Genomic DNA, 16,270 nt, shown 5'->3' with positions numbered 1-16,270 from the left:
TGCCGCTCCCGTAGTGCCGGTGCGGCAGCGTGCACTGCACCGGTCAGGCTGTATAGCCCGAGGTGCCCGCGCGTGAGACCACGATGTCGGGCACTACGGCGCGCGCGGACATGCGCAGCAGCGCGTCCACCAACTCGACGACATCGGCGACCGAGATCATCTCTTCCGGTGCGATCCGATCCCGGATCCACGCGCTCATGTCGGTATCCACGTAGCCGGGGGAAATGGTGGTAGCGGCGATACCGTTTCCGGACTCCTCGGTGTTGAGCGTGCGAATCATCGAGATCAAGGCGGCCTTGGTCGCGCCGTAGACCGCGAGACCGGGTTCGGCGAAAACACCGGTGAGCGAGGCCAGCGCGACGATCCTGGCCCCACGCACCGGATCCTGTGCGGCGGCCTTGCGCAGTGCGGGAAGAGCCAGTTGCAGCAGTTGCAGCGGCGCGCGCAGGTTGATCGCGACGGTCTTGTCGAAGCGCCGCAGCGGATACTGCGCGACCGGGCCCGCGCTGCCGACTCCCGCGTTGAGGATCAGCGCGCCCATGGTCTCGTAGGCCTGCTCGTGAGCGGCGACCACACTCTCCACTTGTTCCGCTTCGGCGATGTCCGCGGCAACCGCGACCACCCTCGGCGCGCCGAGTTCGCGTAACCGTACGGCCACCGCCTCCAGTGCGTCGGCGCGGCGGGCCGCGATGGTCAGGCTCGTTCCCTGCGCCGCCAGGCGTTCGGCGATTCCTAGTCCGATGCCGCGGGAGGCCCCCGTCACCAGTACTGCCGCACGAGTCATCTGCGTTCCCTTTCCGTGTTCACAAACCGATGCGCCGCGCGAGGACTTCGCGATGGTGGGACGGGGTGCCGAGCAGAATCTCCGAACCCTTCGCTCGCTTGAAGTACAGATGCGCCGGATGCTCCCAGGTGAAACCGATGCCGCCGTGGAGCTGAATACCCTCGGCGGCGATGTGATAGAACGCCTTCGAGCAGTAGACCTTCGCGGTGGAGGCCGCGACAGGCAGATCGGACGCGCCGGTCGCGGCCGCGTAACTGGCGTAGTAGGCGGCCGAGCGCGCGGATTCCAGTTCCACCAGCATGTCGGCACAACGGTGCTTGATGGCCTGGAACGACCCGATGGGCTTGCCGAACTGTTCACGCACCTTGAGGTAGTCGACAGTGGCCTCGAGCACCTGTCCGGCACCGCCGACCTGTTCACATGCCAGCGCGGCTGCGCCGATATCGAGTACGCCGGACACGACAGTCCATCCCGAACCCGCCTCGCCGAGCAGCGTGGCCGGGGTATCGCGCAGGGTGATCGTCGCCTGCCTGCGCGTGCGATCGAGCGTGGCAACCTCCTGGATGTCCAGCCCCGGCGCACCGGGCTCGACCAGGAACAGCGACGTTCCCTCGGGGCCGCGCGCCACCACGATCACCAGATCGGCGGCGGCGCCGTCGAGCACGTAGCGTTTGACGCCGTCGAGGCGCCAGCCCTCGGCGGCCGCGACGGCCGAGGTCGAGATCCGCTCCTCGTCCCATGCTCCGCTGTCCTCGATGACCGCGACGGTGGCGATCGTCTCCCCGGCCGCGATGCCAGGTAGGTATCGCGAGCATGCCTCCTTGTCGCCGGACAGCAACAGAGTGTTCGCGGCGAGGACGACCGTGGAGAACAGCGGAGCGCACAGCAGCGAGCGACCCGCCTCCTCGAGCACCACGGCGAGTTCGCCGAAGCCGAAACCGGCGCCTCCGTACTCCTCCGGGATCGCCAGCGCTTGAACCCCGATCTGCTCGGCGAGTTCGCGCCACACCTGACGATCGAAGCCCTCTGCTGTCTCCATCTGCGCCCGGACCTGCGCCTCGGATGACCGAGACGTCAGAAATTTTCGTACGACCGTGCGCAACTCCAGTTGCTCATCAGTGAACGACAGAACCATCGAGCCTCCTCGGGCGTGGGAGCACCACCTTGATACCGCAAATAAGTATAATAGATTAACTGATTGATCGAGAGATGCGTCGGCACCTGAGGTAGCGCCCTGGACGTGGCCCGCGACGACTCGGTCGCCGAGGAGACCATGAATCGACCGGCCACTCACGATGCCGCCGACGGGCCCTGGAAGACACCGAACGCGTCCAGCGTGCGGGCGCCACCGCACACTCGAGCAAGCGATCGCAGCCGAGCGTCGGAGCGCCACTTGACTGGAGCAAAGAATGCGCCCGGGAAGACGACGGACGCCCGGCAGGCTGACGGAACCCAACACCATCCGGGCGCGACGGCGGAGTCGACGCGCCCGGATGTCCGCTCAGAAGCCCAAGCCCTTACCCACGATATCGAGCATGATCTCGTTGGTACCGCCGTAGATGCGCTGCACCCGCGCATCTCGCCACAGCCGGGCGATCTCGTATTCGTTCATGTAACCGTATCCGCCGTGCAACTGCAGGCACCGGTCGACGATCTTCCACTGCGTCTCGGTCGCCCACCATTTGGCGCCCGCCGCCTCGTCAGCGCTCAACTCGCCACTGTTGACCGCGAGGATGCACTGATCGATATAGGTCTGCATGACATCGACCTCGGTCTTCATCTGCGCGATGGCGTGCTTGTTGACCTGGAATTTTCCGATCGGGGTACCGAAGGCCACCCGCTCGTGGGCGTATCCGGTGGTCAGTTCCAATGCACGTCGGGCCTGCGCCACGGCGTGGATGGCGATGCCGAGTCGTTCCGCGGGGAGATTGTTCATGAGGTGGTAGAAGCCTCGGTTCTCCTCGCCCATGAGATTCTCGGCGGGCACCCTGACGTCCTCGAAGATCAGCTCGGCGGTGTCGGCGGCGCGCTGGCCGATCTTGTCCAGCTTCCGGCCTCGGCTGAACCCCTCCATTCCGGTTTCGACGACCAGCAGGCTGAGCCCCTTGTGCGGCTTTTCCGCGTCGAAGTCGGTCCGGCACACCACAACGACGAGGTCGGCCAGCAGACCATTGGAGATGAAGGTCTTCGAGCCGTTGAGAATGTAGGAGTCACCGTCCTTACGCGCGGCGGTCTTGATGTTTGCCAGATCCGAGCCCGCGCCCGGTTCGGACATGGCGATCGCGGTGATGTACTCGCCCGAAACGTATCGAGGCAGCCAGCGCTTCTTCTGCTCTTCAGTGGTCAGATCCCGGAAGTATCCGGCCAAGATGTCGTTCTGGACGCCGAGCCCGACCCCCACCGTGCCGGTGGCATGGTATTCCTCGTTCAGGATGGCGTTGAAACGGAAGTCCTTGGTATCCGCTCCGCCGTACTCCTCGGGCATCTCCCAACCCAGCAGCCCGAGCTCGCCGGCCTTCAGCCACACGTCGCGATCGACGTAACCTCGCGCTTCCCACTCCTCGGTATGGGGCGCGCATTCCTTCTCGAAGAACGACCTGGCGGTGGCGCGGAACTGGTCGTGCTCAGGTTCGAAGATGGTCCGGCGCATGCTGCAACTCCTATGGGGCAAGAGTGAGACTCAACAGTTATATTAGTTCAACAGTCTAACTCATTAAGCTCGAGCAACGACGGTCGGCGGCATGACACCTACGAGACGAGCGAGGGCTTCGTGACCAGAATGGCCAAGCCGAACACTGTCAAGGTCCCGAAGGCCGGAGAACTGGTCGCGGCGGATCTGCGCTCCCGGATAATCACCGGCCAGTTGTCCGCAGGAGACCCGTTGCCCAACGAAGCGGCGTTGATGGAGCACTTCGGCGTCTCACGCCCGACGCTTCGCGAGGCTTTTCGCATCCTCGAATCGGAGTCGCTGATCACGGTATTGCGGGGCGCGCACGGCGGCGCCAGGGTGCTGGCGCCCGACGACGCGGTCGCGGCGCGCTACACCGGGCTTCTTCTGCAGTACAGGGGAACTCTTCTCGCCGATGTCTATCGCGCCCGCACCGAGCTGGAGGTGGCCTCGGTCGGCTTGCTCGGCAGCGGCAAAGGCCGCGCGTTCACGGCAGGTCTCGATCGCCTCGACCGCCTGGTACACGAAGGCATGGACCTCATCGATGACGCCCAGGTTTTCGCACGACACGACGTCCGACTGCACCGAACGCTGGTCGAGCTCACCGGCAACACGACCCTCCACGTCCTCGCCGAGATGCTGTTCAAGATCATCTCGGTGCACAACGTCGTCTTCATCGCCGAGCGCGACTCCGGTCACGAGGTCCCCGCGAACCGGATGGCACAGCTGGCCTGGACCAAGCTGGCGGAGCTACTCAGGGATGCCGCCGTCGCCGATGCGCAGGCCCACTGGCGACGCCACCTGGATGGCGTCGCGACGTACATGGTGGGCAACTCGGCGGCGACGGTGGTCGACGTGCTGTCCCGATCACAAAACCCACCCTCTCGCGAATTCGACTAAGATTCTCATTTCGAGAGTCACTATCGCGAGTACGAGGAGCAGCCGTGAGCACCCTACGAGAGCGAAACCGTCTGCGCACCCGCGAGGACATTGCCACGGCCGCGATGACGCTGTTCGAACAGCAGGGCTACGACACCACGACAACCGAGCAGATCGCGAAAGCGGCCGGCGTCTCGATCGCGACCTATTTCCGGCACTTCCCGAGCAAGGAAGACGTGCTGTTCGCGGACGAGGACCAATCCGCGGCCGCCATGGTCGACAGGGTTCGCGAACGAGCCGATCGCTCGGTGTCTGTGGCGGCCCTCGCCGAGCCGGTGGCGGCTTTCGCCGGCGATCTCGAGGATGAACGGATCTTCCGCCTCACCCATCTGGTCATGACGAACCGGCAACTCGAACCGCGCAGCCTGCGAATGCGCCTGCGCTGGGAACGCGACATCGCGCGCGTGCTCGCGGCCGAGCAGGGGCGCGGCGAACCATCCTCCGACGATGTGCTCGTCGCTTCCCTCGCCGTCACCTGCCTCAGCACAGCTCTGCGGTTCTGGGACAAGTCGAAGTCCCCGAGTGGGCTCAGCGCCCTGGTCCGGCGAATGTTCGCACGTAGCGCAGACGTCGTACTCGCCACGCCCGCCGGCCCGGAATCCGAGTAGGACGGTCCGCCCAGAAACTTCCTTCGCCTCGACGCTCTTCACCTCGACTGCGGCCCTAACAATCGGCCCGCAGCGCACGATCAGGTCTGCCGCAGCAGTGACGGCACGCCATTACTGTACGATCATTGAAACACTTAGGCTGATTGAGTCCAAAGGTCTCATGGCTTCGGCCACCCCGCGGACGCGATCCCGTTACACAGCACCGACAGGATGAGCGAGACCACGTGGCGAAACTGGCCAAGTCGAATGTAGTGAAGGTTCCGAAGGCGGGGGAATTGGTCGCCGCCGACCTTCGCCGCCGCATCATCACCGGGGAGCTGTCCAAGGGGGAACCACTGCCCAGCGAGACCGCCCTTATGGAACATTTCGGCGTCTCGCGGCCCACGCTGCGCGAAGGATTCCGCATCCTGGAATCGGAATCCCTGATCACCGTGCTGCGCGGAGCCCGCGGCGGAGCACGAGTCCTCGAGCTCGACGACGCCGTCGCCGCCCGCTACACCGGACTCCTGTTGCAGTACAAGGGAACACCGCTGACCGACGTGTATTCCGCTCGCACAGAGCTCGAAGTCGCCGCGGTCGGGATGCTGGCCACCAAGCGGGCCAAAGCACTCTCGGCAGGACTCGATCGACTCGACAAGATGATTCGAGCAGGCGCCGAACTCATGGACGACGACGAAGCTTTCGCCCAGCACGATGTAGAGCTCCATCAGGCGTTGGTGGACCTGGCCGAAAACACCACACTCAGTGTCATGGCCGAAATCCTGTACAAGATCATCGCAGTTCACAACGCAGTCTTCATCGCCGAGCATGAAGACGGTCACGAAGGCGCGGCCGCAGCACGTCAGGCGCAGCGCGCTTGGACGCGACTGGCCAAGCTGCTTCGCGACAACGATGTCCCAGCAGTCCAGAAGTACTGGCGCCGGCATCTGGAAGGTATCGCCAAGTACATGGTGGGCGATTCCGCGGCCACGCTCGTCGACGTCCTGTCCTGACGCCGACCCGGCCAGGCGCGGGGCGAAGAACGTGATCGCGAACGACCATCGCATGCCCTCCCTGACATCATGATTCCGCGTCCGCCAGATAGTCGGCGCCGGCAAGTGCTCGGGCATCGAGAACGCACAGCGCCCACCGATCCTTACCTGCCTTCTTCGCCCGGTACAGGTTCGCGGTCCGCGGCGTCGAGCAGGGTCTCCGACCGGGCCCCCAATATATCGGCCACCATCCCCATCTCGCCGATACCGGAATCTCGCGGTGAGCGATGGATACCGGACGCGAGAGGAAGTCGAGCACGCCGTCGGCGATCACCGCGATCCCGACCTCATCGAGCTGCGGTGCATCAGGATCGGTCACCACTGCGCACCGCACCCGCTCTCGGATCAAGCGGAAAGGCGCCGGATCAGCTCCCACAGTCGCTCCGCCGCCTCGCGCACCATTTCCGCCGACTCGACCTCAACCGGCCTCAACCAATAGGCGAGAAAGCCGAGGATCCCGCCCGCCAGGAACTGAGCGAATTCCTCCGCGCCGGTCACCGCCTCGCCGCGTGACCGTAAGACTCGTTCGACCAGCCGTTCGGCCACCATCTCACGAGCGATACCCGCGACACTTCGCGCGCCGAGCAGCCGACGGTACACCGCGCGGTCGGCATTGAGCTCGGTCAGGAAATTCACCAGCCAGTCCGGCACCCCTGCCGCGCCGGCCGTGACATCGTGCTCACTACCTGTCAACTCCCGCATGCGTTCGATCAGCGCGTCCGCGGCGAGTTCGTCCAGCGAGGCGTAATGCAGATAGAACGTGGGCCGACTGACCCGCGCGTGGCGTGTCAGATCGGTGATCGAGATCTCCGACCAGTCCCGGTCCGCCGCGAGCTCCAGGACCGCGGCACGCAAACTCTCCCGGGTACGCAGGATCCGGGTGTCCACCCGTTCGGCCACAGGCTCCGACGCTTCAGCCAACGATCCTCCTCGAATGCGGAAACCAATGCGACACGTGTCGCCCATGACCGTAGCGGGCGGGCACAGTAATCCCGAAGAGACCACGAACGCCAGTTGGCCGTTCAAGCCGGGCGCTCAGTAGCGTTCCGGACCACCCTGACGACCGTATCCATCTCCGCCCGACCGCTGAGCGGGACGTGAAACCGTGTACGGTCATCGATCTGCGCGAGATGTTCGCGACGTCCTCCACGGTCGGCGCGTGCGTTCCCGGCACGTTCCAGCCCTCGGTCAGTCCGACGAAAATGCGCGAGAGCCGATCCGGCCGCGGTGGCGACTGGTCCTTCGCCACGGTACGCCGCGCCCATGGCGCGCTCCAGGAAGTCGTCTCCGAACATACGGCGCACGACGCCGGCGCCTTCGGCACGGCGAGTCGCCGTGGTTGCGAGGTCGTCCATCCCCGCAGCGCAGGCTGACGGGGCCCAGCGTCGGCGCCGACGCATTCGAGCCAGAACCTCAGCGAGCGATTCCGCTCCGATCTTCGGGAATGGGTGCTCACCCGCCCCGACGGCGACAGCCTCCACACCGTCCTCCGGCACCGACCGCGAGCCACACCGCCTACCAGACCTGGCCTGCGGACACCTCTATACAGTTAAATTATTGCGTTAACGCGCTGGTGTGGGTAGCGTTGGCCATAGCGGCAACCCAGCTCTGCGCTGGCCATCGGTGCCCTTCGGAGGTTTGACTCATGCCATTTCAACTGGACTATTATCGGTGTCACAGCGAAGGCAGATTTTCGTTGCAGTGGTGAATGGCGAGCCTTCCGAGGCGGTCCCCCAGCCGTGAGTTCACGGGATCTCACCCGGGTTGCGAACAGCAGTTCCAAGCTCCTCCGAGGAGTCCCGGATCTGGGCGCCCGCCCCAGTGATTTCGCCAGCGATACCTCGCGATATCTCCCGCAATATGATTCGACCAGCAGACCACTCAGGGCGAGCGATCGCCTCGAACACCTGGAGCGGATCGACATATTCGATATCAGATTATTTCGAAATACAAATTCGGAATCATCTGGAGTCGTCGCGAGAAGTGCACCGCGGGACCGTTCGATTTCACAGTCCATCGCCAAGTGCGACATGCATCCAGGCGAGAGGGTTTTGTAGCGAAAGTTCCAGCTTTACAGCTGTATTCCGAGGAGCGATAGTTGTCGAAAAGGCAAGCTCTGCGCGGCAGCGTGATCGAGGCCGACGCGTCGGGTAACGGCCCGGTCCGGTGGCCGACGGATCCAGAGGGCGTGATCGCCGAGATCGATCTCGTCGCGCACGAATTCGTTGCCCGCTTCACCGCTGAGGTAGCGCTGCCCAACGGTCGCGCGGATGCCGATGGGAAGGCCCGGCGTTGTCGCGAACATGGGCCCTTCACGGACGGCAAGGCAGACCAACTCGAGGAACAGGCCGCGGGGTGGGCCCGAAAAGGGATTCCGCTGGACACGGCGCTGCGTATCATCCATCGAGCACTGCGGGGCGGGATCGAATCGGCCGGCGAGCGTGAGCGTTCGCACCGTTACGGCCCCTCCGAGCCATTCGGGCAGGACCGAGCCGACCTGCGCCGAGGCACCACCGCGATGCTCGATCTCCTCGAGTTGCTCACCTCCACCATTTCCCGCGGCTACCTCCGCGAACTCGGTGAACACCCCCCGTCCCGCCGCACGGCGGCGCGTGCGTTGACCTCGGCACTACTCAACGGACAAGCCACGCCGGAGTTGGCGAGCCGCTGCGGCTTCGAACTGTCCGCGGAGTATTGGGTTCTCGCGCTGAGGATCGAATCGACCACCTCGCGGCTGTCCAGCGAGATGCACCGCGGCACCGACCGCCGCACCCTCGCCCACCGCGCACTGCTGCGGCTCGAGGCCGAACTCGTGGGACGCACCGACGATCGAGCGCTACCGATGCTGTCGATCGAGGGTGGGCTCGCCCTCTTGCCGACGAATTTTGCCGACGACCGTCTGGACTCGTTGTTCCACGCCATGGCACAGGCGGCCGGAGTACGAATCACTACAACGGTGATGCGCTCGCCGGTGTCCGAGATACCCGCCTGCGCGGAGCATGCCAGAGATCTTCTCGACATGGTGCGCCGGCTGGGCGTTACCGGCACAGTGCACCGCTTCCCGGATCTGGCACTGGAATACCAGTTGACGCGCCCGGGCCCGGGACGCACGGTTTTGTCATCGCTGCTCGATCCGATCGACGAATACCCAGAACTGCTTCTCACCCTGACGTGCCATGTCGCCAACGGTTCGAACAGGCGACTCACCGCCCGCATGCTGCATCTACACCCCAATACCATCGACTCACGCCTGAAACGCATCGCTCACCTGACCGGCCTCGACACTGCCGCGTCGGACGGCCTGTGGCGCCTGCGCTCGGCCCTCATCGCCCGCAGTTACCTGACTGCGTCCAGCGGATCCGCCGCGTCACCTATCCAGAGTGCACAAATGCCTTCGTAGCTGCTCAAAACGGGTTCGGCCACGTTCAGCATGGCGCCTCCAGACACTGCACTGGTCACGCGTTCCCTCGTTCGGCTTCCGTCACCACCCACGCCGCGATCTGGGCACGGGAGGAGAATCCGAGCTTGGACAGAATGTGCTCGATGTGGCCCTGAGCCGTCCGCTGGGAGATGAAGAGTTTGGCAGCGATCTGCTTGTTGCTGAGCCCCTGTGAAACGAGGTCGGCGACCTGCCGCTCGCGCTTGGTCAACCTGGGGCCATTGCCCTGCGTCCGCGCAGTGCCGCGGCGTTCTTCCCCGAGTGCGAATGCCACGGCCGCGTCCACGCCCATCGTGCGTCCGCGCCGAAGAGCAGTGTCGAAGCGGCGTGCGCCGAGAGTGCGACGCGTCTTCTCCGCACAGTCCTCGTGCAATGCGGATAAATTCGAAAAGACCGTTCCCACACCGCCTCCCAGTGGCCACAGCCCCCCTGCTGCGCCCATGAGCACCGCGACGCGCTCGGCATCGGCAGGAGCGTCGATGGTCCAGGCCAAAGCCTCGAGACCGAACGCGGCGGCGATCGGAGATGTCAGGCGACGATCCAAGCGGAGCGATTCCTCGATCAACTGCCGCGCCTGACTCCGGGCGCCTTGCCGCAATGCGGCAACCCCCATACCCCGCAGCGCTGTCGAGTGATTGACCAGTTCGCCGCGGGCATCGGTGATCGACAATACCTGGCGATACTGCTCAGCTGCCTCCGCATCGCGTCCGCCTACCTCGTTCGCCCAGCCCAACAGGAGTCGCGTATGCACGCGAAATTCCTCGGAGTCACCCGAACCGAGTAGCTCGACGGCATTTTCGAAAGACGATAAGGCCTGGGCGGGATCGCCGCGGGTAAGCGCGAGAATGCCGTCGGCGTAAGCGATCTGCGCCCGGGTAGCCGGCGTGGGATCCTCTGCGGCAAGCGCTTGCCCTGCCTGCACGAAGGCTGCCGCCGAGGGAAAATCGCCTTGAGCGGAAGCCATCAGAGTGCCGACTCGCAGCGCCTTGGCGCGGACAACCGGTTTCGCTCGTTCGCTGGGCAGCGCGAGAACGCGGTCGAGCCAGGCACGGCCTTCGCCGAACATTCCATAGAAGTTCCAGAAGTTGAACAATGCGGCGGCAAGAGACAACCCGGCCTCGGCACTGTCCGGTGCGCCTTCGGACAAGCAGAATTCGAGCGCGTCGCGCAAGTTCGGTTGTTCGCGTTTGAATCGGGCGATCCACTCCGGTTGCCGGTCACTGATCCAATCGGCCTCAGCGTTCGAAACCAACTGCCGGTACCAGTCGCGGTGGCGTCGCCGTATGTCCTCATATTCGCCGGACGCCCGAAGTTTCTCTCTGCCGTAGTCTCGGAGCGTCTCGAGCAGTCGGAACCAGACCACGGTGTCGGTTTCCTCGCGAATCAAGATGGACTTGTCCACCAAAGAGGCCAAGACATCGATCGCGTGGCCAGGGGCGAGGTCGGCGCTGCATATCTGTTCGGCGGCGTCGAGTTCGAAACCGCCGGTGAAGATCGCCAGACGAGCCCAGAGTCGCTGTTCCGACGGGGTGCACAGGTCGTAGCTCCAATCGATAGACCATCGCAGGGTTTGCTGCCGTGTGGGGGCAGTTCGGCTGCCGCGACTGAGCAGCGCGTAGCGGTCATCGAGTCGTTGCAGGATCTGGCGCGGTGACATGGCGCGTATACGGGCTGCGGCGAGTTCGATCGCAAGCGGCAACCCGTCCAGCCGAGCACAGATCTGTGCGATGTCGGTCTTGTTTTCCTCGTCGAGCTCGAAGCCGGGTTCCGCCACGTTGGCGCGGTCGGCGAACAAGGTGACCGCGTCGAAACGGGGCATCCCCAGGAGGGTCGGCTGCTGCGCTGGATCCGGGGCGGACAACGGGGACACCCGCAGCACTGTCTCGCCCGGGATGTTCATCGGTTCCCGACTGGTAGCGAGGATACGCAGCTCGGGGCAGCTGTGCAGCAATGCTTCACTCAGCTCCGCCACGGCATCGACCACCTGCTCGCAGTTGTCGAACACGAGCAGCACTTCCCGTGCGCTCAGGTAGTCGAGGAGAACATCGAGCAGTGGCCTGGTCACCTCGTCGCGCACACCGAGCGTCATGGCAACCACATCGACCAGCAGCGCGGAGTCCGTGATGTCCGCCAGTTCGACCAGCCACACGCCATCGCTGAAGTTCGACCGCGCGCCTGAAGCCGCGCGCAAGGCCAGCCGTGTTTTACCGACGCCCCCGATTCCCGTCAGCGTCAGCAGCCGGGAAGTCGACAGCAGACTCTTCACCTCCGCCAGCTCGGTACGCCGTCCGATGAAGCTGGTCAGTTCGAGCGGCAGATTGCCGTCGGTACCCCGACCAGCTGATGTCAGCGGGTGGCGACGCCCCGGCAGCTGCGGCTTCCGACCTTCGTCTTCGAGGCGCGGTCCGCTGGCCAGTGCGGTTTTGGCCATCGAGAGTCCGCGACGCTGCTGGAGACGCCGGAGGGCCTCCCCGAACGCTGTCGCCGAGGGCCGCTGGTGCGGGTCCCGGTTCATCGCGGATTCCACCACCGCCGTCACGTCATCTGGGATTCCGCCCTCGCGCAGGTCGGGGACCGGCTCGGTGGTGACCCGCACGAACTGCGCCACCAGGTTTTCTCCGCTGCGGCGTTCGAACGCAGCATGTCCGGTCAGCGCGCTGAACAGGGTGGCGCCCAAGCCGTAGACGTCAGCGGCCGGAGTCGGATCGTCCCCTTCGAGAACCTCCGGTGCGGTGAACGCCGGCGACCCGGTCAGGACGCCAGGGCCGGTCCGGAACCCGCCGGTGACGTGCGCGATGCCGAAATCGGTCAAGGCGGGCTCACCGTAGTCGGTGAGCAGAATGTTCCCCGGCTTCACGTCGCGGTGGAGGATACCGAGACTGTGGGCGATTTCGAGTGCCCCGGCGATTTTCACCCCAATCGCCACCGCGTTCTCCACCGAGAGCGGGCCGTCACGACGGATCCAGGCGTCCAGAGAGTCCAGTGGGTAATAGGGCATCACCAAGTAAGGCCGCCCCGTTGCGGTGGTGCCCGCTTCCAAGACGGTGACGATGTTCGGATGCCCGGTCAAGCGGCCCATCGCCTGCTGCTCCCGCAGGAATCGAGCCTGATTGTCCGCATCCAACTCGGTTGTCAGAACCTTCACCGCGACAGTCCGGTCCAGTGCCGGCTGGCGGCACCGGTACACCACGCTGAAACCGCCGCGCCCGACCTCTAGCGCGTCCTCGAAACCCGCCGCGTCCAGTTGCGCCGTGACGGGCGTCGTTACCTCACGGCGGGTTCGCAGTAGATCGTCATCGGTCATCGGTCGCGGTCGGCCGAACCGATTATTTTTCTCCGGTCATCACGCCACATGCGTCTAACCTTTCGCCGAGGTCCAGCTTATCGCCGAAAAGGTGCATCGCTGATCCTGGCTGCGGCGACAGCAATGAGCCGGTAATCGGACCGGCACCGCGAAGCACCCGGCCGCGTCGATCGGTGTTATCCGACCATCAATTCCCCGACTAACCCACACCCATGCCGGTCAGCACGCCCACGGACAGATCCGCACTTCCATCGAGCCGGTCCCTCGCAGCGGCCGGACCCCGACCAGCCGGAGTCGGTCGCATCGCGGCCGAGGGCCGGTGTCAGTGGTCGGCCGGGACCGGACGAAGCAGGCCCTCTTGCACGACCGTGGCGATCAGCGTGCCGTCTGCGGCGAACACGTTTCCCTGGGCCAGGCCCCGACCCCTCCCTGCCGAAGGCGAGACCTGGTCGTAGAGCATCCAGTCATCCACCCGCGGCGTCCGATGGAACCAGACACAGTGATCGAGCGACGCCATTTGGTAGCCGTCGTGTCGAGGCGGGACGCCGTGCGGCACGAGCGCCACCGACAACAAAGTCAGATCCGTGAAGCAGGCGAGCAGGCATGAATGCAGGATCGGGTCGTCGGGCAGCGGCTCGGAGGTCTTGAACCAGACCTGCCTACTGCCGGTTGTGTCGTCGGCCGACTCGGCAGCGCCGCTTTCGGCCGCTTGCACATGCCGGATATCCACCGAGCCCCATTCGAGGTAGAACTCCGGCCAGAGTTCCGGATCCGACGCGATCGTCTCCTCGATAGTCGGCAGCGTGTCCGGCGGCGGTGCCACAGGTGACGGCCATTGATGTTGCGGGCCGTCCTCCGGGACATGGAACGACGCGGACATCTCGAAGATGGTCCGCCCGTCCTGTGTCGCGCTGACTCGGCGCGTATCGAACGCGCGGCCCGCGCGGAGCCGGTCCACCCGGAACTCGATCGGTCGCCCGACGATCCCAGGTCGCAGGAAGTAGGCGTGCAACGAATGCGGCAGCCGCCCCTCCCCCACCGTGCGCGCCGCCGCGGCCAACGCTTGCCCGGCAACTTGACCACCGAAGACACGGATCAACGAGGTATGCGGAGAACGACCGACGAAATGATCCGGGCCGACTTCGGTCAGGTCGAACAGTTCGAGCAGCGCGGGTAGCGAAGTGGTCATCGGAATCTCCATGAATGGGCCGGCACGGGGACGAGCCGGGCGACATGAGGGGCGGCACCGGGGTTCACAGTTGCCCGGACCGCAAAGCGCGCAGGCCGGCGGCCAGGAACTCCGGCGTGGCCTCCGCGGCGTGCGCCGCATCGTTGCCCGCGTCGGAGCCCCGCTGCGCCCGGAAGGTGATTCCCTCCGCGATCACGGCCACTTTGAACGCCGCCAGGGCGAGATAGAAATTCCAGTGCGCCAAGTCTCGACCGGAAATTCGTGAATACTCGTGCGCCAAAGTTTCCGGTGCGGGCAGCGCGGCACTCGTCCACGCGGCTCCGGTACCGAGCACGGTGTCGAAAGCTTGCATCCGGTACACGCACATCAGCGCGACATCGGTCAGCGGATCACCCAATGTGGACATCTCCCAGTCCACCACCGCGCGGACGATGGTCGGATCAGCGGCATCGAGAATGGTGTTGTCGATGCGGAAATCACCGTGCAGGATCGAGCTGCCCGACAGTGCGGGAATGCCGTCGACCAGGGCGCTGTGCAGCGTCCGCACGTCGGGCAGCTCTCTGGTTTTCACTCGCTCCCACTGACGCGCCCACAGCGCGACTTGCCGCGCGAGGAATCCGTCGGGGCGACCGAATTCGCCGAGACCGACCGCCTCGGGTGCTATCGCGTGCAACTCGGCGAGCACGCCGACGAGCGCGGCACAGACAGCATCGGTGTCCTTCGAGATCACCGCCAGGTCATCTCGGTCGCGGATCACCTGTCCTTCGACGTACTCGACGACACCGAACGGTGCGCCGAGAACCGCGCCCGTGGACTCGAGCACGACTGTGCGCGCCACCGGTACTGCCGTGTCCTGCAACGCACGGCAGACGGTGTACTCACGGGACATATCATGCGCGGACGGTGTCGCCCCGCTCACCGGTGGCCGCCTGAGCACCCACGTACTGGTGTCATCGGAGACTTTGTAGGTCAGATTCGAGCGTCCCCCGCTGATCAGCTCGAGGCGCAGCTCACCTTCGACCGGCACCCCGGCACCGGTCAGATACCTGTGCAAAGTCGCGATGTCGACGTCGGCGGTCATTCGCCGACCACCGCAGGCCGGCGAGCGGCGGCCCGCTTCGCGGCGCCGACGGCGCGTTTGGCGATCGCCCACCGATGTACTTCGGAGGGGCCGTCGTAGACGCGGAACGGCCGGACCTCGCGCGACAGACGCGCCAACGGGAGGTCGTCGGACACGCCGAGCCCGCCGCACAGTTGGATGCTCCGGTCGACGATGCGGAAAATGGCTTCGGCGGCAAAGGTTTTGGCGATCGATGTGGCATTCGCCGCCGTTTCGCCACGGTCCAGTTCCCAGCAGGCCCGCACCAGCAACGCACGGGTCGCCGCGATATCGATCTCGTTGTCGGCGATCATCTTCTGTGCCATACCCAGATCGCCGAGACGCGCTCCGAACGCCTCGCGTCGTACGACTCGTTCCACGGCGATGTCATGACCGCGCCGTGCGGCGCCGAGCCATCGCATCACGTGGGTCATCCTGGCGGGCCCGAGACGGACCTGTGCGTACTCGAATCCGCGGTCGACCGCGCCGAGAACGGAGTCGTCGGGCACGAACATGTCGTCGAAGAACACTTCACAATGACCACCGACCATCGACCGATCCAGCGTGCCGATGTGCCGGCCGACCCGCAAGCCAGGGCTGTCGGCAGACGCCAGGAACATCGTTGCGCCACCCCGCAGGCCCGGCTCCCCGGACGTCCGAGCCATCACGATGAAGAAGTCCGCGCCGTCCGCGCCGGTGATGAAGTGCTTGTGGCCGGTGATACGCCAGCCTCCGTCGACTCGGTGCGCACGAGTGCGCAGTGCCGACGGATCGGACCCCGCGCCGGGGGCGGGCTCGGTCATCGCGAACGCGGAACGGACCGCACCCCGAGCGAGCGGCTCCAGGAACCGGGACTTCTGATCCGGGTCGGCGATGTGCGTGAGCATGTGCACATTTCCCTCGTCGGGGGCCGCGATGTTCAACGCGATCGGACCGAACAACGAATACCCGGCCTCTTCGAACACCGGGGCCCGGTCCGACATGCCGAGTCCGTGCCCGCCGTATTCGACCGGCGCGTGCGGGGCGAACACGCCGGCTTCCTTCGCCGCGGTTTGGAGCCGGACCCGCATCGCGTCGCCGCCCGCCGCGGTGATGTCGCCTCGGTATTCGTCCTCGACGGGGAGAACCACCTCACGCACGAATGCGCGGGTGCGTTCGACAAGCTCTTGCACCTGGCCGGAATACGCCAGATCGATCGTCACCGATGCT

The 16,270-nt window shown here is 65.3% G+C and carries 14 protein-coding genes; 5 read left to right on the top strand and 9 right to left on the bottom strand.

Annotated elements, in window-relative coordinates; translation table 11 throughout:
• Positions 1–43 precede the first annotated feature (43 nt).
• The 3 genes from ABZ824_RS07665 to ABZ824_RS07655 form a co-directional block, all read right to left on the bottom strand.
• Positions 44–784 (bottom strand): SDR family oxidoreductase, encoded by a 741-nt coding sequence (locus ABZ824_RS07665; protein WP_356962294.1) that lies wholly within the window; start codon positions 782–784, stop codon positions 44–46.
• A 19-nt stretch (positions 785–803) separates the two neighbouring features.
• Positions 804–1,919 (bottom strand): acyl-CoA dehydrogenase family protein, encoded by a 1,116-nt coding sequence (locus ABZ824_RS07660; protein ID WP_356962292.1) that lies wholly within the window; start codon positions 1,917–1,919, stop codon positions 804–806.
• A gap of 366 nt (positions 1,920–2,285) precedes the next feature.
• On the bottom strand, positions 2,286–3,434 hold the full coding sequence (locus ABZ824_RS07655) for an acyl-CoA dehydrogenase family protein (protein WP_356962290.1): 1,149 nt from the start codon (positions 3,432–3,434) through the stop codon (positions 2,286–2,288).
• Between the two features lie 129 nt (positions 3,435–3,563).
• Between ABZ824_RS07655 and ABZ824_RS07650 the strand changes: the two genes are divergently transcribed.
• From ABZ824_RS07650 to ABZ824_RS07640, 3 genes are all read left to right on the top strand, one after another.
• Positions 3,564–4,352, top strand: a complete 789-nt coding sequence (locus ABZ824_RS07650) for a GntR family transcriptional regulator (RefSeq protein WP_356962493.1) — start codon at positions 3,564–3,566, stop codon at positions 4,350–4,352.
• Between the two features lie 44 nt (positions 4,353–4,396).
• Entirely contained in the window at positions 4,397–4,999 is a 603-nt protein-coding gene (locus ABZ824_RS07645) for a helix-turn-helix domain-containing protein (RefSeq protein WP_356962288.1), read from the top strand.
• A 224-nt stretch (positions 5,000–5,223) separates the two neighbouring features.
• Positions 5,224–5,991, top strand: coding sequence for a GntR family transcriptional regulator (locus ABZ824_RS07640; RefSeq protein ID WP_356962286.1), 768 nt, complete (start codon positions 5,224–5,226; stop codon positions 5,989–5,991).
• A 67-nt stretch (positions 5,992–6,058) separates the two neighbouring features.
• Here ABZ824_RS07640 and ABZ824_RS07635 read toward each other — a convergent pair whose 3' ends face one another.
• Both ABZ824_RS07635 and ABZ824_RS07630 read right to left on the bottom strand, forming a co-directional pair.
• Positions 6,059–6,349: a hypothetical protein gene (locus tag ABZ824_RS07635; protein WP_356962285.1), complete on the bottom strand. Its 291-nt coding sequence runs from the start codon at positions 6,347–6,349 to the stop codon at positions 6,059–6,061.
• 26 nt (positions 6,350–6,375) lie between these two features.
• Positions 6,376–6,951, bottom strand: coding sequence for a TetR family transcriptional regulator (locus tag ABZ824_RS07630; RefSeq protein ID WP_356962284.1), 576 nt, complete (start codon positions 6,949–6,951; stop codon positions 6,376–6,378).
• 176 nt (positions 6,952–7,127) lie between these two features.
• On the opposite strand from ABZ824_RS07630, the gene ABZ824_RS07625 reads away from it, so the two are divergent.
• Positions 7,128–7,403 (top strand): hypothetical protein, encoded by a 276-nt coding sequence (locus ABZ824_RS07625; RefSeq protein ID WP_356962282.1) that lies wholly within the window; start codon positions 7,128–7,130, stop codon positions 7,401–7,403.
• Between the two features lie 725 nt (positions 7,404–8,128).
• Positions 8,129–9,430 carry a helix-turn-helix domain-containing protein gene (locus ABZ824_RS07620; protein ID WP_356962281.1) on the top strand — a complete coding sequence of 434 codons (1,302 nt, stop codon included), beginning with the start codon at positions 8,129–8,131 and terminating at the stop codon, positions 9,428–9,430.
• 55 nt (positions 9,431–9,485) lie between these two features.
• Here the strand turns inward: ABZ824_RS07620 and ABZ824_RS07615 are convergent, their stop codons facing one another.
• From ABZ824_RS07615 to ABZ824_RS07600, 4 genes are all read right to left on the bottom strand, one after another.
• The gene (locus ABZ824_RS07615; RefSeq protein ID WP_356962280.1) at positions 9,486–12,773 is read right to left on the bottom strand and encodes a protein kinase; all 3,288 of its coding nucleotides are present in this window, start codon (positions 12,771–12,773) and stop codon (positions 9,486–9,488) included.
• A 322-nt stretch (positions 12,774–13,095) separates the two neighbouring features.
• Positions 13,096–13,962, bottom strand: coding sequence for an acyl-CoA thioesterase II (locus ABZ824_RS07610; protein ID WP_356962278.1), 867 nt, complete (start codon positions 13,960–13,962; stop codon positions 13,096–13,098).
• A 64-nt stretch (positions 13,963–14,026) separates the two neighbouring features.
• Complete coding sequence (locus ABZ824_RS07605) at positions 14,027–15,043, bottom strand: phosphotransferase family protein (RefSeq protein ID WP_356962277.1); 1,017 nt, start codon at positions 15,041–15,043, stop codon at positions 14,027–14,029.
• Positions 15,040–16,263: an acyl-CoA dehydrogenase family protein gene (locus ABZ824_RS07600; protein WP_356962276.1), complete on the bottom strand. Its 1,224-nt coding sequence runs from the start codon at positions 16,261–16,263 to the stop codon at positions 15,040–15,042. Before ABZ824_RS07600 ends, ABZ824_RS07605 begins: the two co-directional genes overlap by 4 nt.
• Positions 16,264–16,270: the final 7 nt, after the last annotated feature.

This window comes from Nocardia sp. NPDC047038, from assembly GCF_040644075.1.
Classification (GTDB): Bacteria; Actinomycetota; Actinomycetes; order Mycobacteriales; family Mycobacteriaceae; genus Nocardia; species Nocardia sichangensis.
This window is presented reverse-complemented; position numbering and strand designations above follow the sequence as displayed.

Bases quoted from the DNA above. Each gene is read 5' to 3' on its own strand.
- ABZ824_RS07665 (WP_356962294.1), bottom strand. From the start codon at position 784: ATGACTCGTGCGGCAGTACTGGTGACGGGGGCCTCCCGCGGCATCGGA.
- ABZ824_RS07660 (WP_356962292.1), bottom strand. From the start codon at position 1,919: ATGGTTCTGTCGTTCACTGATGAGCAACTGGAGTTGCGCACGGTCGTA.
- ABZ824_RS07655 (WP_356962290.1), bottom strand. From the start codon at position 3,434: ATGCGCCGGACCATCTTCGAACCTGAGCACGACCAGTTCCGCGCCACC.
- ABZ824_RS07650 (WP_356962493.1), top strand. From the start codon at position 3,564: ATGGCCAAGCCGAACACTGTCAAGGTCCCGAAGGCCGGAGAACTGGTC.
- ABZ824_RS07615 (WP_356962280.1), bottom strand. From the start codon at position 12,773: ATGACCGATGACGATCTACTGCGAACCCGCCGTGAGGTAACGACGCCC.
- ABZ824_RS07610 (WP_356962278.1), bottom strand. From the start codon at position 13,962: ATGACCACTTCGCTACCCGCGCTGCTCGAACTGTTCGACCTGACCGAA.
- ABZ824_RS07605 (WP_356962277.1), bottom strand. From the start codon at position 15,043: ATGACCGCCGACGTCGACATCGCGACTTTGCACAGGTATCTGACCGGT.